The following is an 18,493-nucleotide window of genomic DNA, read 5'->3' as shown; positions in this document are numbered from 1 at the left end:
CCATGTTTTCCTCGGAAGAAGCTCCAGAAAATCGTTGTTATCTCGGTTTAGAGATTGACACCCTTGGCCTTTCGGCTGTGTTGCAGCAAGTGGGAACCGGGGAACAATATCCCCTCTATTGGTCAGCCCGCCATGGTGGGGGTGAGCATGGGGAGCTTTCGGTGTTGCCGTTGATGGCCTATTTTAGCCCCAAGGTGAAACCAACGGGGAAGTCTCGGTTGAGTATGGTGGTGGGGGAGATGGCGGCCCAGGTGGCGAAACCGGGGGAGGGGACGTTTGTTCAGCAGTTTAAGCCGTTGTTGAATGTGGCGGTGCCTTATTACAGTCGCAAACAACGACAATGGGAGCCCAAGGTTTATGGGGATTGGGGTCAAACGATTTCCCTATATTGGGTGCAACGGGCGTTACAGAGTTTATTGAGTACCTTAACGCCTGCTGGGGCAAAACATTTGTATCGAGTGGGGGCTAAGGGGTTATCGGGTCAGGTGTTGAGTGAGATGTTGGTGAATGTGGTGGCGGTGGTGGTGAACTGTCCGGGGACTTGGGGGGATAGTTATCGCTTTAATGTGCGGGAGGCGATTTTGGGGGCGAAGGTGGTGGAACGTCCGGATCAGGTGATTTTTGTGGAGGATGCGATCGCCGTTTTATTCGCCCATTGGTCACAAGTCCGTCAGAATCGGCAACAGGTGCAGCAGGAACGTCTCGAAGATCCCCGCCCCTACACCCCCGACCTTGCCCCTTCTAGCACCCTAATCCTCCAAGGGGGTACAACCACCCTTGAACTGGGTTTAGTAGACCTTCCCGAGGATTTAAACGACCTCTGTTATGGGGATTTCACCCTGACCAGTTTGGACTATGGGTTACAGGCCTTATATGAGGATATTTTTTACCAGTTGATTTATCCGCAGTGGCAACCAGAACAAGCCTTTCTGACCGATTTACAATTTGAAGCTCCCCAAGGAGGAACACCAGACCGCCCCAAGCGAGACCAGGCCTTATTGCAAGTCTTGGGGTTTTCCGAAGGGCGATCGCTTTTAGAAATGGCTCGTCGAGTGTGGTTGATTTTACAGAAACAGGAATCCTTCTCCACCTTCCTCGGAGAACAGACTTGGGGAGTACAACGGGGGGACTTAATTGAACAGATATTAACCCCCCTCACCCAACAACTCAACCAACAGATTAATCTCCTCCTCAGCCATAAAGACTATCAGGATGAGAGGGTGCAGCATCCCGGAACCCAAATCAGCCAAATTCTCTACAGTGGGGATTTTTTCACCCCCTTATGGCCCTTTCTCGAACCTTGGTTAAAACAAAAATTCCCCCAAGCCCGTTTTATCCAAGGCCTTCACCCCCCCGACACCCGTCCAGTTGCTCTGGGACTCGCCCAACTGCCCCAATATCCCCAACTCTTCGACCGTTTGCGCCACCAATACAGTGATTTTTTCCTGCTTTCGGAATTACTCCACACCTTCCCCCAAAAACCCATCACCCTTGACCGAATGTTACAGGCCTTAGAACAACGGGGCATTAATCCAAAAGCTTGTATGTGGCGGGTTTTAGCCATCTTAGAAGGAAAATTACCCTCTGGGTTAGTCCCCACCGTCGATCATCTGCTCTGGTTGAGTGAGGAGTCCCAGCAAACCGTAGAATATCAGGCCATCATGGCCGCCCCCTTATTCCGTCCCGATGGTCAGGGGAATTATATTCCCAACTATCAGCAAGGGCGACGCTTAAGGCAGTATCTCTCCCTAGTGTTAGCCGGAACCCAGCAGAAACTAGCGGATCCCTTAAGTATCTTTTTGGTTTAGGGAGGGGTGGCCCAAAAAGGCCGTTAGTCATGATTATCCAATCCAGTGTATTTTCTCACCACCTCCGATCACTGTGCTATTTTTCACAGTGTCTCATCCAACAAAGTGCCGTGTACTTTAAGCCAGTTCCTTGCTTTTTCTGTGTGGGGTGTCTGGGAGCGAATAATGCCCCAAAAGCGGGGCGTGTGGTTGGGTTCCAAAAAATGGGTTAACTCGTGGATGACTACATAGTTGATGACAAACATGGGAGCTTTAACCAGTCGCCAATTGAAAGTTACGTTGTTTTTCAGGGTACAAGACCCCCAGCGATATTTGCTATCAGTGATTTTTGCTTGATTGTAGGAAACTCCGAGACATTCGGCGTAATGCTGAACCCGAGGAAAAATAATCAGTTTTGCCTGTTCAATATACCATTCTCGAAAGATTTCTCCCCGCCGTTTAGACTGATGCTTTGGAACAAAAAAACAATTGTTGACCAGTTCAATGTAATCCACCGTATCAACTAGCTCTAAACGGTAACTTTTTCCCAAATATAACAATGATTCTCCGTTAACCAGTTCCTTAGCGGGAGGGTGAAGCGGGGGGCGATACTTCTGGGGGTGACGGGTTTTTTCATAAAGCCACTGCTTGCGAGACTCGACGATCTTCTTAATTTTATCTGGACAAGTTCCAGTAGGTGCTTTAACAATAATCGAACGATCACGCTCAACAGTAATGGTTAATTTTTTGCGTTTTGGAGAGAAAACGACGTGATAATCAAACTGCATGGCTATCCACTGTATAATATCCTATCGTTGTTCTTTTCTGCTAATTCCATTACCTTAGCAATAATCTGTTTTCGTTTACTAAACAGATCTGGAGGAGACTCTGGTGATAATAGGATGTTTTGGATGTCCGTTTCCAGTTTTTTCCGAGCCGGGATGTTCTCCCAAAATCCGGTAAGCTGAAGTTCTCGCTCGACGACATCGTAAACTTGTTGAGTAAGGGTAACAGACAGGGCAATTTTATCATCATCTAGCTCACTTTCTCCAAAACACTCCCGTTTTAACATCCGAAAGAAGGGCATCTGCTTTTTTTTATGCAGCCCATAGGTAGGTTCCTGATCAGCATTTTTCAGGTGTTGGCGTAGTTTTTCCAGTTCTTCATAAATTTTCTCCCAGTTGTCCTTAAACTGCTCCAAAATTTCCGCTAGAGCATCAGCAAATGAGGTTTGTAAATCTGGATCGTCGTCTAAGTCAATATCAATGTAGTTTCGCAAGGCGTGTTCAATTGCGGCGGCCTTGTTTTTGGTGCGTTGGTGGGTCGCGACGACTTCATGCTCGAATTGGTCATCTAAAATCGAGATCGGTTGAACCTTTTGACTGATTCCTCTTGATTCTAGGTGAGCGTCGGTGATTTGGCGAAGTTTGTCCGGGATGCCCTTCATAGTCAGACGGGTGTCTTGGAAGTGGCGGCTTGCCAAAACGTTGATTTCGGCGAGGGTTTTGTAGTTGTTTTGATAGGTGAGGGCTTCTTTGGCGGGATAAACTAAGTTGAGGCTGCGGGTGAATTTGTTGAACGCCTGAATGTATTTGAACCGAATTTCTTCGTCGTAAAACACATCATAGAACGCATCGTAATCGCTTAAATCAGTGAGTCCGTAGCCCTCCAGCAAGTCCATAATTGCCCGATAATCAGTTTCGAGTTGGCGGATCTCCTCCTCCGGGAAACTGAAGGTTTCTTCGATTTCTCGCTGTTCTCGTTCGTCGTAGTTGTCGATCGCCCGTTTGAGATGGTGTCCAATGCCCACATAGTCCACCACAAAGCCCTTGTCTTTCGCTTCCCCGGCGACACGGTTGACGCGGGCGATCGCCTGCAACAGGTTGTGAGACTGGATCACCTTGTCGAGATACAGCACTTGCTCGATAGGCGCATCGAACCCCGTCAGCAGCATATTATTGACAATGACGATCCCGATGTCCCCCGTCGTGCCTTCTTCTTTGGCATCAAAGGGGAGTTTGAAACTTTTGATGGTGGTTTTGTGGGTGGAGGGGTTAGTGTAAGTCTTAAAGTCGGGTTTGTCGTTGTGGCTTCCGGAAATTACCACATCGGTTTTCAGGCGTTTCAGTCGCTCCACGTTGATGTTGTGGGGGTTGGAAATTTCCAGTTGGCGGATCTCATCAGAAAGTGCCGCGTCTAGGTGTTGTTTGTAGCGAACGGCAGCTTCGCGGGAGGTGGCAACAACCTGAGCCTTATAACCGTTGGGGAAAATCTGCCGGACGTAGTGGGCTACCATGTCCCCGGCTTTGGCGGCGATAATATCCTGGGCTTCGAGGTAGGCATTGCGGGAGCCGTAACCTAGGATTTTTAGGCGTTCTGAGAGATTGTATTCGCTGAAAACGTCCTCAAACTCGGCATCCATCGCAGCGCGATCGCCAACTTCGGCGTTTTGGGTGCGCCCCTCGTAGATGATCTGAAGGGTGACTTTATCCTCGATGGATTGCCTCATGGTGTATTTGTCGATGTAGTCCCCGAACACTTTTTCGGTTTTGTCGATGGGAGTTCCGGTGTAGCCGATGCGGGTGGCGTTGGGGAGGGCGCGATCGAGGTTGGCCCCCAAGAGGGAATATTGAGAGCGGTGGGCCTCGTCGGTCATGATCAGGATGTTGGTGCCGGGGTTGAGTTCGGGAAAGGTTTCCTGTAGATCCCGCTCTTGGAATTTGTGGATCATCCCCATAACGAGGTTCGATGAGTCGCTGCGGAGGAGTTCCTTGAGTTCGGCGATGCTGTTGGCGGGGTTGACGGTGAACCCCACGCCCTTCCCGGTTTCCGAGAGTTGATTTTCGAGGTTGGTGCGATCGGTGATAAAAACAACTTTCCACTGGGAGAGGTTGGGGTGGCGATACATGGCTCTGACCATGAACATCATTGTCAGGGATTTGCCGGAGCCTTGGGTGTGCCAGATGATGCCGCTTCGCTCCTTTGGGGTTCTGCCGTTGAGCAGACCTTGAACGGCTTTGTTAACGGCGCGAAATTGTTGGTAACGGCCGACGATTTTGAGGGTTTCGCCTTTATCGTTGACGGAGAACAGGGTGAAGTTGCGGATAATTTCTAGGAGGTTGGCGGGGTAGCACATTCCGGCAACGAGACGCTGTTGGTCGTTGGGGGAACTACTACCGTGATCTAAATCTTCTAGGGTGCGGGGGTAGGGGTCAGCCCAGCGATAAAAGTATTTTTCGGTGCGGGTCGTGATGGTGCCGAATTTGGCTTGATTGCGACAGGTGGCGATGATGAACTGGTTGAAGTAGAACAGTTCGGGGTTGCCCTCCCCTTTGTAGCCGCGCTGTTCGCTGTAGCGCATCATCTGGTCGATCGCTTCGGGGATAGGTTCCTGGGTTTTGGGGGATTTGCACTCAATGACGACGACGGGCAAACCGTTGAGGAAGAGGACAATATCGGGAATGATGTGGTTTTCGGTGCCGAGAATGCGGACTTTGAACTGACAGACGGCGATGTAGCTGTTGTTGTCGGGGCGATCAAAGTCGATAAAGTGAACGGTGGGGCTGGTTTGCCCGGTTTGGCGGTTTTCGGAGACGCTGGTGTTTTCTTGCAGCAGGTTGAAAATGTGGCGGTTATTTTCCAGGAGGTTGGTGCTGGGGAAGTTGGCGATGAGTTGTTTGATAACGTCTTCGGTTTGGTCGTCTTCGAGCCAGGGGTTGATGATTTTGAGTTGCGATCGCAATACTGGCAACATCACCACTTGGCGGAAGTTTTCCCGATGGCTGTCGGCGGGTTTCTGTCCTCGATCTAGATCCAGGATTGTCCAGCCCAACCCCTCAAGTTGGTCGAGGAAAGGCTTTTCGACGTGGTTGCGCTCGTCTATTTTGATGAGTTTGGGGGTTTTGTCGGGTTTCATTTTTTAGATGACCTCATAATCGCTCATAACTGCTCATAAACGCTCATAACCGCTCATAACTAATCGGGTGGGAGCTTGTAAAAAGTTCCTCGTAACTTGCCGTATTGTACGAGATGACCGCGATCGCGCAATTTTTTCAGCAATCGGGACGCTCGATCTTTAGTCAGTCGGCAAAGCTCCATGACATCCGATCGCTTGATTTGACCATGTTGTGCCGTGTAGTTCAGAACTAATTGCTCGTTTTGAAGATTTGAGAAACCCACTTGACGGGTATATTCGGCTTTGTGGCCGATGGCTTGATAGACGCTAGGGGCAAGGGTGTAGTTACGGCTACGATTTGCTCCGTGAGCTTGGATCAGACCGAGTTCGTTGAGAACTTCGAGAGTTTTCCGAGCTTGGGACGGAGTGCGGTGGATGGCGATCGCTAGTTGTGCGGCGCTGAGTCGTTTGGCTTCGCGGAGTGTGGCTAGGACAATGAGGCTATCTATGGGGAGAGGTTTGCGTTGGCGGTTTTCTTCTTCGACGACAAGGCGGAGAAAGTCTAAGTCAGCGTCAGCGGTGGCAAGGTGGAGGACAACGCTGGTGTTACTGGTATCGCTGTAATCGGGGGCGGGTCGTCCAAACCGTAGCAGTCCGCGATAGATGCTATCAATGCCGCGTCCGGATCGTTCTACGATGCCGATCCGTTTCATGGCATCCGCTAGGCAGCGATTACGGGGGCGCGGTTCGGTGGTGAGCAAATTGGCGAGGGTGACTCCTTCGACCAAACCGCCGGGGTTACTGACGCTCAGGGCTTCGTCTTCGAGGCGGACATGGACGGCCCCGAGTTGGTGATAGTCGCGATGGATGAGGGCGTTGGCGATCGCTTCCCGAAATGCGCTCATATCCACTTTAGGAATAGGGACGCGAAACAACCCGATTTGAATTTCTTGTTCGGGGTTGTAGGGGCGAAAGTTGGTTTCGAGCCAGTCGAGGGCTTTGAGGAGGGGAAAGCGTCGAAATTCGTTAAATCGCACGGCTTCCTGTGCCAAGACTTGAAAGGCGAATTCATGGGTCGGAACTAACTCCCGAAGGGCGGTTTCTCGACCGATAAGGAGCAGCCCGGTGAGGGTGGGGATGCGACTGCCATCGGGTTGGCGGCGGGTGAAGCCCAAGGCTCCATCCAGTGCTTCGTCGTCGAGTTCGAGTAAGGGGCGATCTCCTCCGTAGCTTTGGATGCACTGACGCAACCGATCTCGTTCTAAGGGGTCAAAGTCTTGTAAGGTACTCTCGGCAACGGGTTGGGCGGATACATCGGTCAGACCAAAGCGACTGGCGCGACTAATGCGGTCGTGGGGCAAGATAGGAACACATTCGGGGGTTCCGTCCGGTTTGAGGCGACGACGTAAATACACGCCGTTACTGGTGGCAATTTCTCCTCTGGCTTGGGGGATTTGGAGGCGGGCGACGGTTATGCTCTCTAGGGTAATGGCTTCGACTTGAACAGAGAGAGAGGGGGCGGTTCGCGCTGCCACAAGACCCACTAAATAGTTAAGTTGTGAACGGCTGGAGTGGAGTCCAGTGGGGGTGCCATCGTCTTCTACACCTAGCCAGAGTTCGCCGCCTTCGGTGTTGGCAAGGCAGGTAATGGCTTCGATTAAATCCCGATCTGACAGTTTGTTTCTGTCGCTTTTAAATTCGACGGTGAGGCTTTCCTGGGTGGGAAGTTGAGGAGTCACGAGTCTATACCTCCACTGTTGTCGAGTAATGGGGTGACGCGGACTTTTCCCGTTAGGAGGTCTTGCATTAGTCCGGTTTTTTTAACCTTAAGTTTTTCGCTTTGTTGCCTGAAAATTTCTATACTTTCGGAATATTTTTCTAAAATTTTTAGCATTCTATACTGTTCCTCTAGTTTTGGTTTGGAAAAATATAACTTTTGAACAACTGATGAGTTAATTTTTACCATGCTTTCCGAAGTACCTGTTGCAGCATTTTGAATTTGTCTTCTTAGTTTTTCTCCTCCCAAAATGTATTGCATATAACGATTATCAACCGAATCATCAAACTGTAGTCGAATCATTAAATCTGGATAAATACAGGGATGACCAACATTCCGATAGATACCAACAAGTCCAACGAACTCACGGGTGTTAGATCTACTGATTAAAAAATCTCCATCATTCAAAATTGCTTTTGCAACATTAGAGTCATTAGCGGGAGCATTTTTTAAGTGAGTTGCTCGAAATCCATTAAATGTAAGGCATCCTAAACCAAGGGTATAGATACCCTGCCAGCTATCTACCTCTTGTGGAGAATATCCATTTTTAGGAGACGTTAAAAGCACATCTACAACTTGTTTAACTTCCCACTCCACAGGAATACGACCGATCGCACTATCCTTAAACTCGTGGGTTTCTTCGCTGCGAATATTGCCGTTTTCGTCGATGCCCTTGGTCAGCAAGTCCTGCATCAGTCCGGCTTTGATACGCTGCTGTTTGGCGATGAGGGCTTCGGTTTGGGCGATGGCGCGATCGACTGTAGAGAGAATATTTGCAATCTGTTGTTGTTCGACAAAAGGCGGAGTAAGAACTTGGAGATTACGGACATCATTAGAGTTTATCGCTGGATAGTTTGAACCTACTATATAAGATTCAATCTGGGCCGTAATTTTATCAGATAAAATTGAATAAAGAATAAAACGCGGATCTACTCCATCCTTCGCAGATAAAACGGCAAATCCCGTTGACGCAATATAATTGTTATCTGTTCTATCAAAATAAACAAAAGATTTAAGATTAGGTCTAACCGTAGACATTAAAACATCACTAAAATAAACTCTTTTTCTTGCACGACTAGGAGCCTCTTTAAAAGTGATTGTGTTGGATGGAATTAATAAATTTCCTTCAATGATAGAACCAATATCAATATAATAAAAACAAAAATTTTTATCCGTCGATTCGCTGAGAGTTTCCTGATCAACTAACGCTAGTTCATCAATTTTCTTGATTTCCCAACCTTCTACGCTCATGAATCCAAATACCCCAACTGACTCAAATACTCATTTAACGTCTTCAGCGTCTCCTCCCGTTCCGCCTCCAACTCCTGACTCGATACCGCATAATTCTCCCAAAACAAACCAACTTAACAGCACTCATATTACTGAGCGATCGCCTCTCGTAAAACCTCAGTAATATCTGGCTTTTCGCAAGCAATAACCCCATCGGGTAAATGTTTGTGATGGGGAAAACTCGATAAACCTGGAAAATGGGGAGTGCTGTCATAGCGAAAAATCAAACAATTGCCCTGATTTTGATAGTGATAACGATAATCTAACCACATTAATACATCCTCCTCAACCACAATCGCCTCATTGATTTCCAATAACTGCCCCTCACTAAACCGCACCCGAATCCGCAACGTAGCTCGTTGTGGCGTTAACACCTCCTCCACATATCGCTCGACATAGACATCCTCTAGTGCCATTAAAGCCTGCTCAATCTGATTTAGATAATTGGCTAAAACGTCATGCAACATCTTGTAATCGCTTCTCTAACTCCAACCGCAAGCCCAAAAAATGACGATAATCATTTGCCCACTCAACCCAATGCTCATCATCGGAAAATTCTCCTTTTGAGTAGCGATTAAAAAACTCCTCTGAGTCCATACTGTACTGACTTTCATACAAACTCAGACGCTTGGTCACGGCAATCAGTGCATCCAACGGTGAAGTATAAATAACGTGCTGTTTTCGCATTTTGAACCTCCAGAGCTTAACTCAAATACCCTAATTTGTTTAAATACTCATTTAACGTTTTCAATGTCTCCTCCCGTTCCGCCTCCAACTCCTGACTCCACCGCCTCGCTTAACTCTCCCTGGGCTGCACTAATTTGGCTTTCCAAATCCTCGATCGCCTTAATTTCCCCCCGGAAAAACTCGTCAATCAAATAATCGTCAGGAATCAGGGAATGATGCCAACCCGTGTTAATAATCGTTTTCAGGTCGTAGCGGATTTGTTGCCACCAGTTCACAAACACCCCGGCAGACTTAAACTCATCCAACACCCCCAACGGGATTAACTGCTGTTTCAGCCCCGTCAGCAACTCCCGCCGCACCTCCGGCATTTTCTTCCCCTCTCCCAATTGGGCAAAGTCATCCCTCGCCACCTGCCACCAGCTTTCTAGAATTTGGTAATGTTGACCGAGGGTATCCTGCAAACGGTCGTCCGCCTCCAATGTCGTTTTAATCGCCGACTTTTGCGCGATCGCCCCTTGAAATGCCAGATATCCCGGACGCAATGGCTCGAACAGCCTATCAGGATCGACTCCGAAGCGATCAAACTCACCCGCCTGGGCTATAACTTCCCCCTGGGGAATACCGCCCATCAGGTGGGCTGTGACATCCTCCGGTTCCGGTTCCGGCGTGTTATCAACATAGCGGCGAATGTTGAGGTTGTAGTCGTGTTCTTCCGCGATTTCCTGCTTGCTCACCAACCGGCTGTATTTGGGATACTCCAACTTCTGGGTAAACACATAATCGATTTTCTCGATATCTTCCGGGCGTAGCTTGTTCTGTGCCTTGCCCTCGGCATATTCGCGATCGGCATTGATAAACAGAATTTTGTCTTGCAGTTCGTCCGGCTTGCTCTTGTTCACCACCAACACGCAGGCAGGGATACCCGTCCCGTAAAACAGTCCCGAAGGCAAACTGATAATCGCCTCAATCACATCCCTTTCAATCATCTCCTCGCGGATTAGCTTCTCCTTCCCGCCCCGAAACAGAACCCCGTGGGGCATGATGGTCGCCATCCGTCCCGTCGTCTTCAGACTGGCGATCATGTGCTGCACGAACATCAAATCAGCCTTTTTTCCCGTCTCCGGGCAGAATTCCCAGAACCGATTTTTAAATTCCAGATTGGCGCGGCTGTAGTTCTGGGAAAAGGGGGGATTTGCCAGAACGCGATCGAACTTGCGGACTTGTCCGTTCTCCACAATCTGCGGATTTTCTAGGGTATCGCCGTTTTCAATCGTGAAATTGGTGATGTTATGCAGAATTAGGTTCATGTTGCAGATAGACCAAACCGTGCCATTGGAATCCTGTCCGTAGAGCGCCAGGTCCTTCGGGTCTTGTCCTTGTTCTTCCACATACTGATAGGACTGAATGAGAAAGCCCCCAGAGCCTACCGTGGGGTCATAAATGGTGTTTCCCGCCTCCGGTTTAACCAGTTGCACCAACAACCGCACCACTTCGGCCGGGGTGTAAAATTCTCCGCCCTTCTTCCCGGCGTTATCCGCGAAAAACTTGATCAGGTAATCGTAAGCGGCCCCCAGTAGGTCGGGAAACTCGAAATTATCGTTAACCAGAACAAACCCCGGCTGATTGAAATGGTCGATTAAGTCCTTCCATTTCTGATCGGGGATTTTGGTCTTACCTTTGACCGCATTGAAGTTGATGTTATTTTTGAGAACCCCCGCCAGGGCATCGTTGGCATCTTCCACCGCAGCAAGGGCTTTGTTGAGCATATCCCCGATATTCTGCTTCAGGTGCTTGATTGCCGGGACTTGTACCCAGTTACCGTCCTTATCCTGATCCATCCAAGGCTCATGCCAACGGGCGCGGCGCGGCACAAAGAAGGTTTCACCGTAGGATTGGGAGTCTTCAAGCAATTCCGCCACCATTTCCTCGTCAAGGTGGGCGTACTGGCGTTTAATTTCTTCCCGCTTGCAGTCGAACTCATCCGACAAGCGCTTTAAGAACAGCATCCCGAAGATAAATTCCTTAAACTCGGATGCGTCCATCTTGCCCCGCAGGATGTCGGCGGCTTTAAATAGAAAGCTTTCAAGTTGTGAAAGGGTAATCTTTTCGCGTTTCAACTTAATAACCGTCCTCAAACTGTATATTCACCCCTGTTCTATCCTAGTGGTATTCCGTCCCGATGGTCAGGGGAATTATATTCCCAACTATCAGCAAGGGCGACGCTTAAGGCAGTATCTCTCCCTAGTGTTAGCCGGAACCCAGCAGAAACTAGCGGATCCCCTAAGTATCTTTTTGGTTTAGGGAGGGGTGGCTTCAACTTAGCAGTAGGGTGCGTTAGGCAGCAATTAAGGGCAAATTCCCACGATGAGCGTTTATTCGGCCGTAACGCACCATAACACGGGATACCCCAACAAATTGGCGTTAACTCCCCGCCGTAACCTAGATAGGGCTTGCTGAATAACTCTACTCCGGGTGGAAAACAGGGAAAAAGAAGGAACAGGGGGAATCGGAAAAAGGCAAGCCTTTTTGATGATTTATCCCTAAAACCTTACAGTTTCTCGCTCTTAAAACGGCTAAAAGTCCTAGTAACACTGCTTAGAGGGATATATTGCTACGCAACGCTTCGCGTTCGCGGAGCGTCACGAAGTGAACAGCAGACCCTAGATACACCATGCCCCAACGGTGCGTTACGCTCCGCTAACGCACCCTACAAACTGCGGCTCCCCCTCCGCGCTCGAAAATAAGTTTTTCTTATATCTAATTTTCACTAAGCTTTTATACTGGCCTTAAGGTAGAGGGCAATCTCCGAAAGCCTATGTCATCGTGAAAAAGAATTGTTTGCTATCTATTCAGTTGGGAAATTATGTTACTTAAAGCTGTTTTTTCTAGTCTATCTCTGAGTGTTTTAGCGGCTAGTTTAGCCCTGCCTAGTTATGCCCAAGAAACGACCCCCCGGACTAAAGTATGTGCGCCAGTGAGTGAAGAGAAAATTAGCAGCTTATTTGACCGTTGGAATCAATCTCTCGCCACTTTAGACCCGGTTGAAGTGGCCGCAAACTATAGTAAAAGTGCCGTTTTACTGCCGACTATTTCCAACACCCCCCGCACGACACCGGAAAAAATTAAGGACTATTTCGTTGAGTTTCTGCAACAACGACCTCAAGGTGTAATCAATGAACGTACCATCACACTGGGTTGTAATAAAGCCTCTGATGTGGGGATTTATACCTTTACCTTGCATAACGAAAATGGCGAAGCGATTGAAGCCTCTGCCCGTTATTCCTATGTCTATGTTTATGAAAATGGTCAATGGTTAATTGCTCATCATCACTCTTCTTTAATGCCTGAAGTAGCTGCAACGTCTGAAGTGGATATCAAAGAGCAATACTATAGCAAACCTATCTGAGTCCTGCAAAAAAGGCTCGCCCGGAATCGAAATAGGACAATAGCCTTCATGTCTCATTAGGACTAGCTAGGGCTTGCTGAATAACTCTGCTTGGGGTGGGGAACAGGGAGCAGGGGAGCAGGGGAATAGTGGCTAGTGAATAGCCAAAACTCTTTTATTTTAGGGAACGGGGAACAGGGAACAGGGAACAGGGGTGAGGTAATAGGTAATAAGTCTTAATTCCTTGTCTCCCTCTCTCCCCCTCCCCCGACACCCTAGGGCGCAAGCATTGCGCCCCTACACCGATTCCCGATTCCCGACTCCCGACTCCCGATTACCCAACTCTCGGACTTATTCAGCAAGCCCTAGCGATAATTCGCCGTTGACCTCTTGCCTTCTCCTCCCTCGGGTCTAGACAATGGACATCACAATCCATCCTTTGCAGGAATTTATGTCCATTATTGAAGTCGAAGCCCTCAGCAAAACCTATCCCGTCGCCCTCAAACAACCGGGCTTAAAAGGTACGCTAAACCACTTTTTCCGCCGTACCTATCGCTCCATCCATGCCGTTCAGAATATCTCCTTTAGCCTAAACACGGGGGAAATCGTCGGTTTTCTCGGTCCCAACGGTGCCGGGAAAACCACCACCCTAAAAATGCTCACCGGATTGATTCACCCCTCCAGTGGAGAGGTGCGTGTTGCGGGATATGTCCCCTTTCGTCGCCAACCTCAATTTCTCAAAAAAATGAGCCTCGTCATGGGGCAAAAACAGCAACTGCTCTGGGATTTGCCCGCCCTAGACTCCCTGAGAATCAACGCGGCCGTTTATCAAATCCCCGAGGCTGAATTTAAACACCGAGTCCAAGAACTCTCCCAACTCCTCGCCCTAGAGGGGAAACTCACCCAGCCGATGCGGAAACTCTCCCTCGGAGAACGGATGAAAGCGGAACTCTTGGCTGCCCTTCTCCACCATCCGCCCGTTTTATTTTTAGATGAACCCACCCTTGGCTTAGATGTCAACGCTCAGGCTGCTGTGCGGGAGTTTTTGCGGGAATATAACCGCCGCTATGAGGCCACAATTCTCCTGACCAGTCACTACATGGCCGATATTACCGCCCTCTGTCAGCGTGTGCTATTAATCCACGAAGGTCAGTTAATGTACGATGGCAGTTTAGACGGCCTCCTTGAACGCTTTGCCCCCTATCGGGAAGTGAAGGTGGAACTGACGGAGTTAGTCCCTTTAGAGCAATTGAACCAATACGGAGAAATTGAATCCATGGAGGGGCGCGAGGTGCGGTTTTTGGTTCGTCGGGAAGACCTGACGCGAACGGTGGCGCAACTTTTAGCCCAACTGCCTTTAGAGGATTTAAGTGTGGCGGAGCCGCCGATTGAGGAGGTTATTGGTCGATTGTTCACGCAGGGGGTGAAAGAATAATGGGGCTGTGGCAAAAAATTAAAACCTTTTTGGTGGTGTATTACGCCTATATGGTGGAGTACCGCGCAGAGTTGTTGTTTTGGGTGCTTTCGGGGTCTTTGCCCATTATTTTGATGGGGGTTTGGATTGAAGCCGCCCAGGGGGGACAATTTACGCTAGACCCTCTCACCTTTGCCCGCTATTTCATTATGGTGTTTATTGTTCGTCAATTTACGCTGGTTTGGGTGATTTGGGAGTTTGAAAAGGAGGTGGTGCAGGGGAAATTATCCCTCAAGTTATTACAACCCATTGACCCGGTTTGGCATCATGTCGCTGCCCATCTTTCGGAACGGTTGGCTCGTCTCCCTTTTGTGGTGGTGCTGATTGTGCTGTTTTTCTGGCTCTATCCTCAAGCCTTCTGGAGCATGAGTTTAGGGCAATTTTTGCTGGGGTGTTTGGCGACAGGATTGGCGTTTAGTTTGCGGTTTTTGTTGCAATATACTTTAGCGATTTTGGCGTTTTGGACGGAACGGGCGAGTGCGCTGGAGGATTTGTTTTTCCTGTTTTATTTGTTTTTATCGGGTTATCTTGCCCCGTTGGAGGTGTTTCCGCCGCTTATGCAGGAAATAGCCCAGTGGACTCCTTTTCCCTATTTGCTCTATTTCCCGGTGGCGCTGTTTATTGGGCTGCCTGTGTCGGTGGGGCGGGGATTCTTAACGTTATTGGTCTGGGGAGGGGTGTTGTTGGGACTGAATCGTTGGTTGTGGCGTAAGGGGTTGAGAAAATACTCGGGAATGGGGGCGTGAATGATTTTGGTGGTTGAATCCCTCATCTCGCGCTCTCGCGGGTGGGGAGGGCTTCAGGTGACTATGAGATTTTCCCGAGGTTCTGCGATCGCCCAGATTCAGTCTCCTTGCTTCCCCACTTGCCGACGATAGCAGTTATCCTGAAAAGGATTGTTGTACTTAGATTTTACGCCTAACTGTTTATGACTACCGCAGCGAAACGAATTGTCATCCTCGGGGGGGGGTTTGGGGGGCTCTATACCGCTTTGCGCTTAAGCCAATTTCCTTGGGAGGGAAACCCCCCCGAAATTGTGCTGGTGGATAAAAATGACCGTTTTTTGTTTGCTCCCTTACTTTATGAGTTAATTACAGGGGAGTTGCAAACTTGGGAAATTGCGCCCCCCTTTGAGGAGTTATTGAGTCAGACGGGGATTCGCTTCTATCAGGCGAAGGTGACGGGAATTGAGATTGAAGAACAGTATGTAGAGTTAGAAAATCGCCCCGCTTTGACCTATGACTATTTGACCATTGCTCTAGGGGGACAAACCCCCCTGAGCAATATTCCGGGTGTACAGGATTATGCTATCCCCTTCCGTACCCTCCCCCACGCCTACCACCTCTTGGAAAAATTGCGTATTCTCGAACAGTCGGAGATGGACAAAATCCGCGTCGCGATTATCGGTGGGGGATATAGTGGGGTAGAGTTAGCCTGTAAGTTGGCCGATCGTTTGGGGGAACGGGGACGGATTCGCCTGGTGGAACGGGGAGAGCAACTGCTCAAAACGGCGACGGATTTTAACCGTCAAGCGGCGGAAAAAGCCCTCGAAGTGCGGAAAGTCTGGGTTGATTTAGAAACTTCCGTGGAGTCTGTGGGAGCCGATTCCCTAGAGTTGTTGTATAAAGGACAAGTTGATCTGTTACCTGTAGAGATTGTGCTGTGGACGGTGGGAACTCAAGTGAGTGACCTGATCCGCGATTTACCCTTACCTCACAATGAACGGGGTCAATTAATGACTCAGCCCACCCTGCAAGTGGTAGACTATCCCCATCTGTTCGCTTTGGGGGATGCCGCCCATTGTCAGGATGTCACCGGGCAAGATATTCACTTCGTGACGCTCCGCGAACAGGCAACGGCACAGGTGGCGATTCAACAGGCGGATTATTGCGCTTGGAACCTTTGGGCTTCGGTGTGCGATCGCCCATTACTGCCATTCCGTTATCAAGGTCTAGGAGAGATGCTAGCATTAGGAGTCGAAACCGCAACCCTGAACGGGTTGGGGATGAAGTTAGAGGGGTCTGTTGGCTATGTCGCCCGCCGACTGGCCTATTTATACCGTTTACCGACCTTACAGCATCAATTCGCTGTGGGGGTGAACTGGCTCACTCAGCCACTGCTTAAAGTTCTATCCCAGTCCAAAAGTTCGTAATGTCTAAACCAAAAGTCATTTTATTCGATGCGGTGGGAACCCTGTTTGGGGTCAAGGGGAGCGTCGGGGAAGTCTACGGTGCGATCGCCCAAGAATTTGGCGTAAAGGTCGATCCCAAGCGACTCGACCAGGCCTTTCATGACACCTTCAAAAACGCCGCCCCCCTCGCTTTTCCGGGGGCGAAGTGGGTGGAAATTCCCGAAAAGGAATATAACTGGTGGCAGGCGATCGCCAAATCCACCTTTGCTCAAGCGGGAGTCCTCGAAGACTTTCAGGATTTCCCCGCCTTTTTCAATCGACTTTATGGGTATTTTGCCACCCCAGACCCTTGGGAAATTTACCCCGACATCCTGCCCTCCTTGGAAAAGTGGCGTTATGAACGGATCGAATTAGGCATTATTTCCAATTTCGACTCCCGGATTCATTCGGTTTTAGACGGGTTAGAGTTGAGGAAATTTTTCCAAAGTATCACCATTTCCTCCTCCTCCGGTGTGGCTAAACCCAATCCCAAAATTTTCACTAAAGCCCTCGAAAAACATCAATGTCCCCCCAGTCAAGCCTGGTTTATTGGGGATAGTTTAGAACAAGACTATCGCGGAGCCAAAGCGGCAGGTTTACGCCCCTTCCTCCTCCAACGTTAACCCGAGGCTCCAGAGGAAGCGGAATCAAGCGCCTGAACCCGAAATCAGCTATCTTTGAATCAAGTTCGTCTCAAGTGGGGGGAAAGAACCTTGGATGCGGCCAATCAACAGAAAATCTTAGGGTATTTTATTGAGGAAGCGAGGGAACACCTCGAAACCTTAGCGCAGGGGGTGATGGATTTGCCCAAAGTCTGTAAAGATCCAGAAGCGCTCAATGAATTATTTCGTGCCGCCCACTCCGTCAAAGGGGGATCGGCCATGTTGGGCTACGACAGCATTCAAAAAACCGCCCACCGTCTCGAAGACTGTTTTAAAATCCTCAAGGAACATGATGTTCCCGTCGATGGCAGACTAGAGGCCTTATTCCTCAAGGGGTACGACACCCTACACACCCTCCTAGATCATTTAGAAAGTCCCGATGGTTTACAAGATGCAACAGCCAGCCGGATCACCAAAGCGGCTGAACCGGATTTTGATACCCTAGAAAACTATTTACATCAGTTAGTCAGTGGGGAAGTCATCGAAGAAAGTCCAAAGCCCCAAAAAGCCCCCAGTGCGCCACCTCCCCCCTCAGATCCCTTTGCCAACGAAACTAAGGCCTTGTTAAAAGAAATGCTCGCCCTCTTCAAAGCTAAAGCCACCCCCGAAGGCCGCAAACAACTGCAAAAGTTATGTGTGCGCTTGGCCAAATTAGCCCCCAAGGAGAAAGGCTGGCAAATGGTGACAAAATCCTGTCATCAGGCCATTGGCAATCCGAAATATTCCTATCGCACCCTTGCCCCGGTTATTATTAAAGAACTCAAACACAACAGCGACTTAAAGGTTTTAGGACAGTCGGAGGACATTCAAGTTAGCCCCGCCTTAAAACAACTGGCCGACGCGAAAACGCCCCAAGTTCTGATCCCCGTAGAACCCAAGGCGGCGGCCAAAACCTTAATGAATGTGTTTAGTAAACAACAACTCTCTCAACTGGTGGAATTACTAGCTGCCAAATAGTAGATTTTTAATTCCTGTTCGTCATATCGGTCTATGTTTCAACTGCTTGCTCCCTTTGTTCATGTCATCCAACCTTTTCTAATTCCCTTGTGTTTCCTGTTCGCTTGGCTGTTCATTCTGAGCCTAATTAGTTCCATTGTGGGCAGTGTTCAAGAGGTTCTCGCCCGTAGTCAAACCATGCACCAAATCCCCTGTACGAATTGCCAATTTTTCACCAATGATCACCGCTTGAAATGTACCATTCACCCCACCATTGCTAATACAGAACAAGCGATTTATTGCCGAGATTTTCAGCCGGAAAAAAGCTTTAGTTCTCTTTCCTAGACATGGCCTTAAAGTTTTGTTAGATCCAGAACTCGGAGTTTCTGATGATATTATTGACACTCCCGTCGCTAAAAGCGAGGGATTC

Annotated in this window: 16 protein-coding genes; 9 read left to right on the top strand and 7 right to left on the bottom strand. The window is 49.1% G+C overall.

Annotation, left to right across the window (positions count from 1 at the left end):
* Positions 1-2 precede the first annotated feature (2 nt).
* The gene (locus SPI9445_RS0103155; RefSeq protein WP_017303268.1) at positions 3-1,808 is read left to right on the top strand and encodes a hypothetical protein; all 1,806 of its coding nucleotides are present in this window, start codon (positions 3-5) and stop codon (positions 1,806-1,808) included.
* 83 nt (positions 1,809-1,891) lie between these two features.
* Here SPI9445_RS0103155 and SPI9445_RS0103150 read toward each other — a convergent pair whose 3' ends face one another.
* From SPI9445_RS0103150 to SPI9445_RS26890, 7 genes are all read right to left on the bottom strand, one after another.
* Positions 1,892-2,575, bottom strand: coding sequence for a M48 family metallopeptidase (locus SPI9445_RS0103150; RefSeq protein ID WP_017303267.1), 684 nt, complete (start codon positions 2,573-2,575; stop codon positions 1,892-1,894).
* Positions 2,576-2,577: 2 nt separating this feature from the next.
* The gene (locus SPI9445_RS0103145; protein ID WP_017303266.1) at positions 2,578-5,703 is read right to left on the bottom strand and encodes a type I restriction endonuclease subunit R; all 3,126 of its coding nucleotides are present in this window, start codon (positions 5,701-5,703) and stop codon (positions 2,578-2,580) included.
* Positions 5,704-5,762: 59 nt separating this feature from the next.
* The gene (locus tag SPI9445_RS0103140) at positions 5,763-7,421 is read right to left on the bottom strand and encodes a DNA glycosylase AlkZ-like family protein (RefSeq protein ID WP_017303265.1); all 1,659 of its coding nucleotides are present in this window, start codon (positions 7,419-7,421) and stop codon (positions 5,763-5,765) included.
* A complete protein-coding gene (locus SPI9445_RS27245; protein ID WP_017303264.1) occupies positions 7,418-8,710 on the bottom strand; it encodes a restriction endonuclease subunit S in 1,293 nt (430 codons plus the stop codon). Before SPI9445_RS27245 ends, SPI9445_RS0103140 begins: the two co-directional genes overlap by 4 nt.
* 128 nt (positions 8,711-8,838) lie before the next feature.
* A complete protein-coding gene (gene tumE, locus SPI9445_RS0103130) occupies positions 8,839-9,216 on the bottom strand; it encodes a toxin TumE (RefSeq protein WP_017303263.1) in 378 nt (125 codons plus the stop codon).
* Positions 9,206-9,436: an antitoxin TumA gene (tumA, locus tag SPI9445_RS0103125; protein WP_017303262.1), complete on the bottom strand. Its 231-nt coding sequence runs from the start codon at positions 9,434-9,436 to the stop codon at positions 9,206-9,208. The genes tumE and tumA overlap by 11 nt, the downstream gene beginning before the upstream one ends.
* A 47-nt stretch (positions 9,437-9,483) precedes the next feature.
* Entirely contained in the window at positions 9,484-11,553 is a 2,070-nt protein-coding gene (locus SPI9445_RS26890) for a type I restriction-modification system subunit M (RefSeq protein WP_202803629.1), read from the bottom strand.
* Between the two features lie 46 nt (positions 11,554-11,599).
* Here SPI9445_RS26890 and SPI9445_RS30285 point away from each other — a divergent pair, with 46 nt between their 5' ends.
* The 8 genes from SPI9445_RS30285 to SPI9445_RS0103080 all read left to right on the top strand — a co-directional run bounded on the left by SPI9445_RS30285 (position 11,600) and on the right by SPI9445_RS0103080 (position 18,408).
* Positions 11,600-11,737, top strand: coding sequence for a hypothetical protein (locus tag SPI9445_RS30285; protein ID WP_017303261.1), 138 nt, complete (start codon positions 11,600-11,602; stop codon positions 11,735-11,737).
* A 562-nt stretch (positions 11,738-12,299) separates the two neighbouring features.
* Positions 12,300-12,842, top strand: a complete 543-nt coding sequence (locus tag SPI9445_RS0103110) for an SgcJ/EcaC family oxidoreductase (protein WP_017303260.1) — start codon at positions 12,300-12,302, stop codon at positions 12,840-12,842.
* 430 nt (positions 12,843-13,272) lie between these two features.
* A complete protein-coding gene (locus SPI9445_RS0103105; protein ID WP_026079492.1) occupies positions 13,273-14,256 on the top strand; it encodes an ABC transporter ATP-binding protein in 984 nt (327 codons plus the stop codon).
* Positions 14,256-15,041, top strand: a complete 786-nt coding sequence (locus SPI9445_RS0103100) for an ABC transporter permease (protein WP_017303258.1) — start codon at positions 14,256-14,258, stop codon at positions 15,039-15,041. The genes SPI9445_RS0103105 and SPI9445_RS0103100 overlap by 1 nt, the downstream gene beginning before the upstream one ends.
* Before the next feature lie 182 nt (positions 15,042-15,223).
* Positions 15,224-16,447 (top strand): NAD(P)/FAD-dependent oxidoreductase, encoded by a 1,224-nt coding sequence (locus SPI9445_RS0103095; protein WP_017303257.1) that lies wholly within the window; start codon positions 15,224-15,226, stop codon positions 16,445-16,447.
* Positions 16,447-17,088, top strand: a complete 642-nt coding sequence (locus tag SPI9445_RS0103090) for an HAD-IA family hydrolase (protein ID WP_017303256.1) — start codon at positions 16,447-16,449, stop codon at positions 17,086-17,088. Before SPI9445_RS0103095 ends, SPI9445_RS0103090 begins: the two co-directional genes overlap by 1 nt.
* Before the next feature lie 54 nt (positions 17,089-17,142).
* Complete coding sequence (locus SPI9445_RS0103085; RefSeq protein WP_017303255.1) at positions 17,143-18,084, top strand: Hpt domain-containing protein; 942 nt, start codon at positions 17,143-17,145, stop codon at positions 18,082-18,084.
* 33 nt (positions 18,085-18,117) lie between these two features.
* The gene (locus tag SPI9445_RS0103080) at positions 18,118-18,408 is read left to right on the top strand and encodes a hypothetical protein (RefSeq protein ID WP_017303254.1); all 291 of its coding nucleotides are present in this window, start codon (positions 18,118-18,120) and stop codon (positions 18,406-18,408) included.
* Positions 18,409-18,493: the final 85 nt, after the last annotated feature.

It is taken from the genome of Spirulina subsalsa PCC 9445 (assembly GCF_000314005.1).
Lineage (GTDB): Bacteria > Cyanobacteriota > Cyanobacteriia > Cyanobacteriales > Spirulinaceae > Spirulina_A > Spirulina_A subsalsa.
This window is presented reverse-complemented; position numbering and strand designations above follow the sequence as displayed.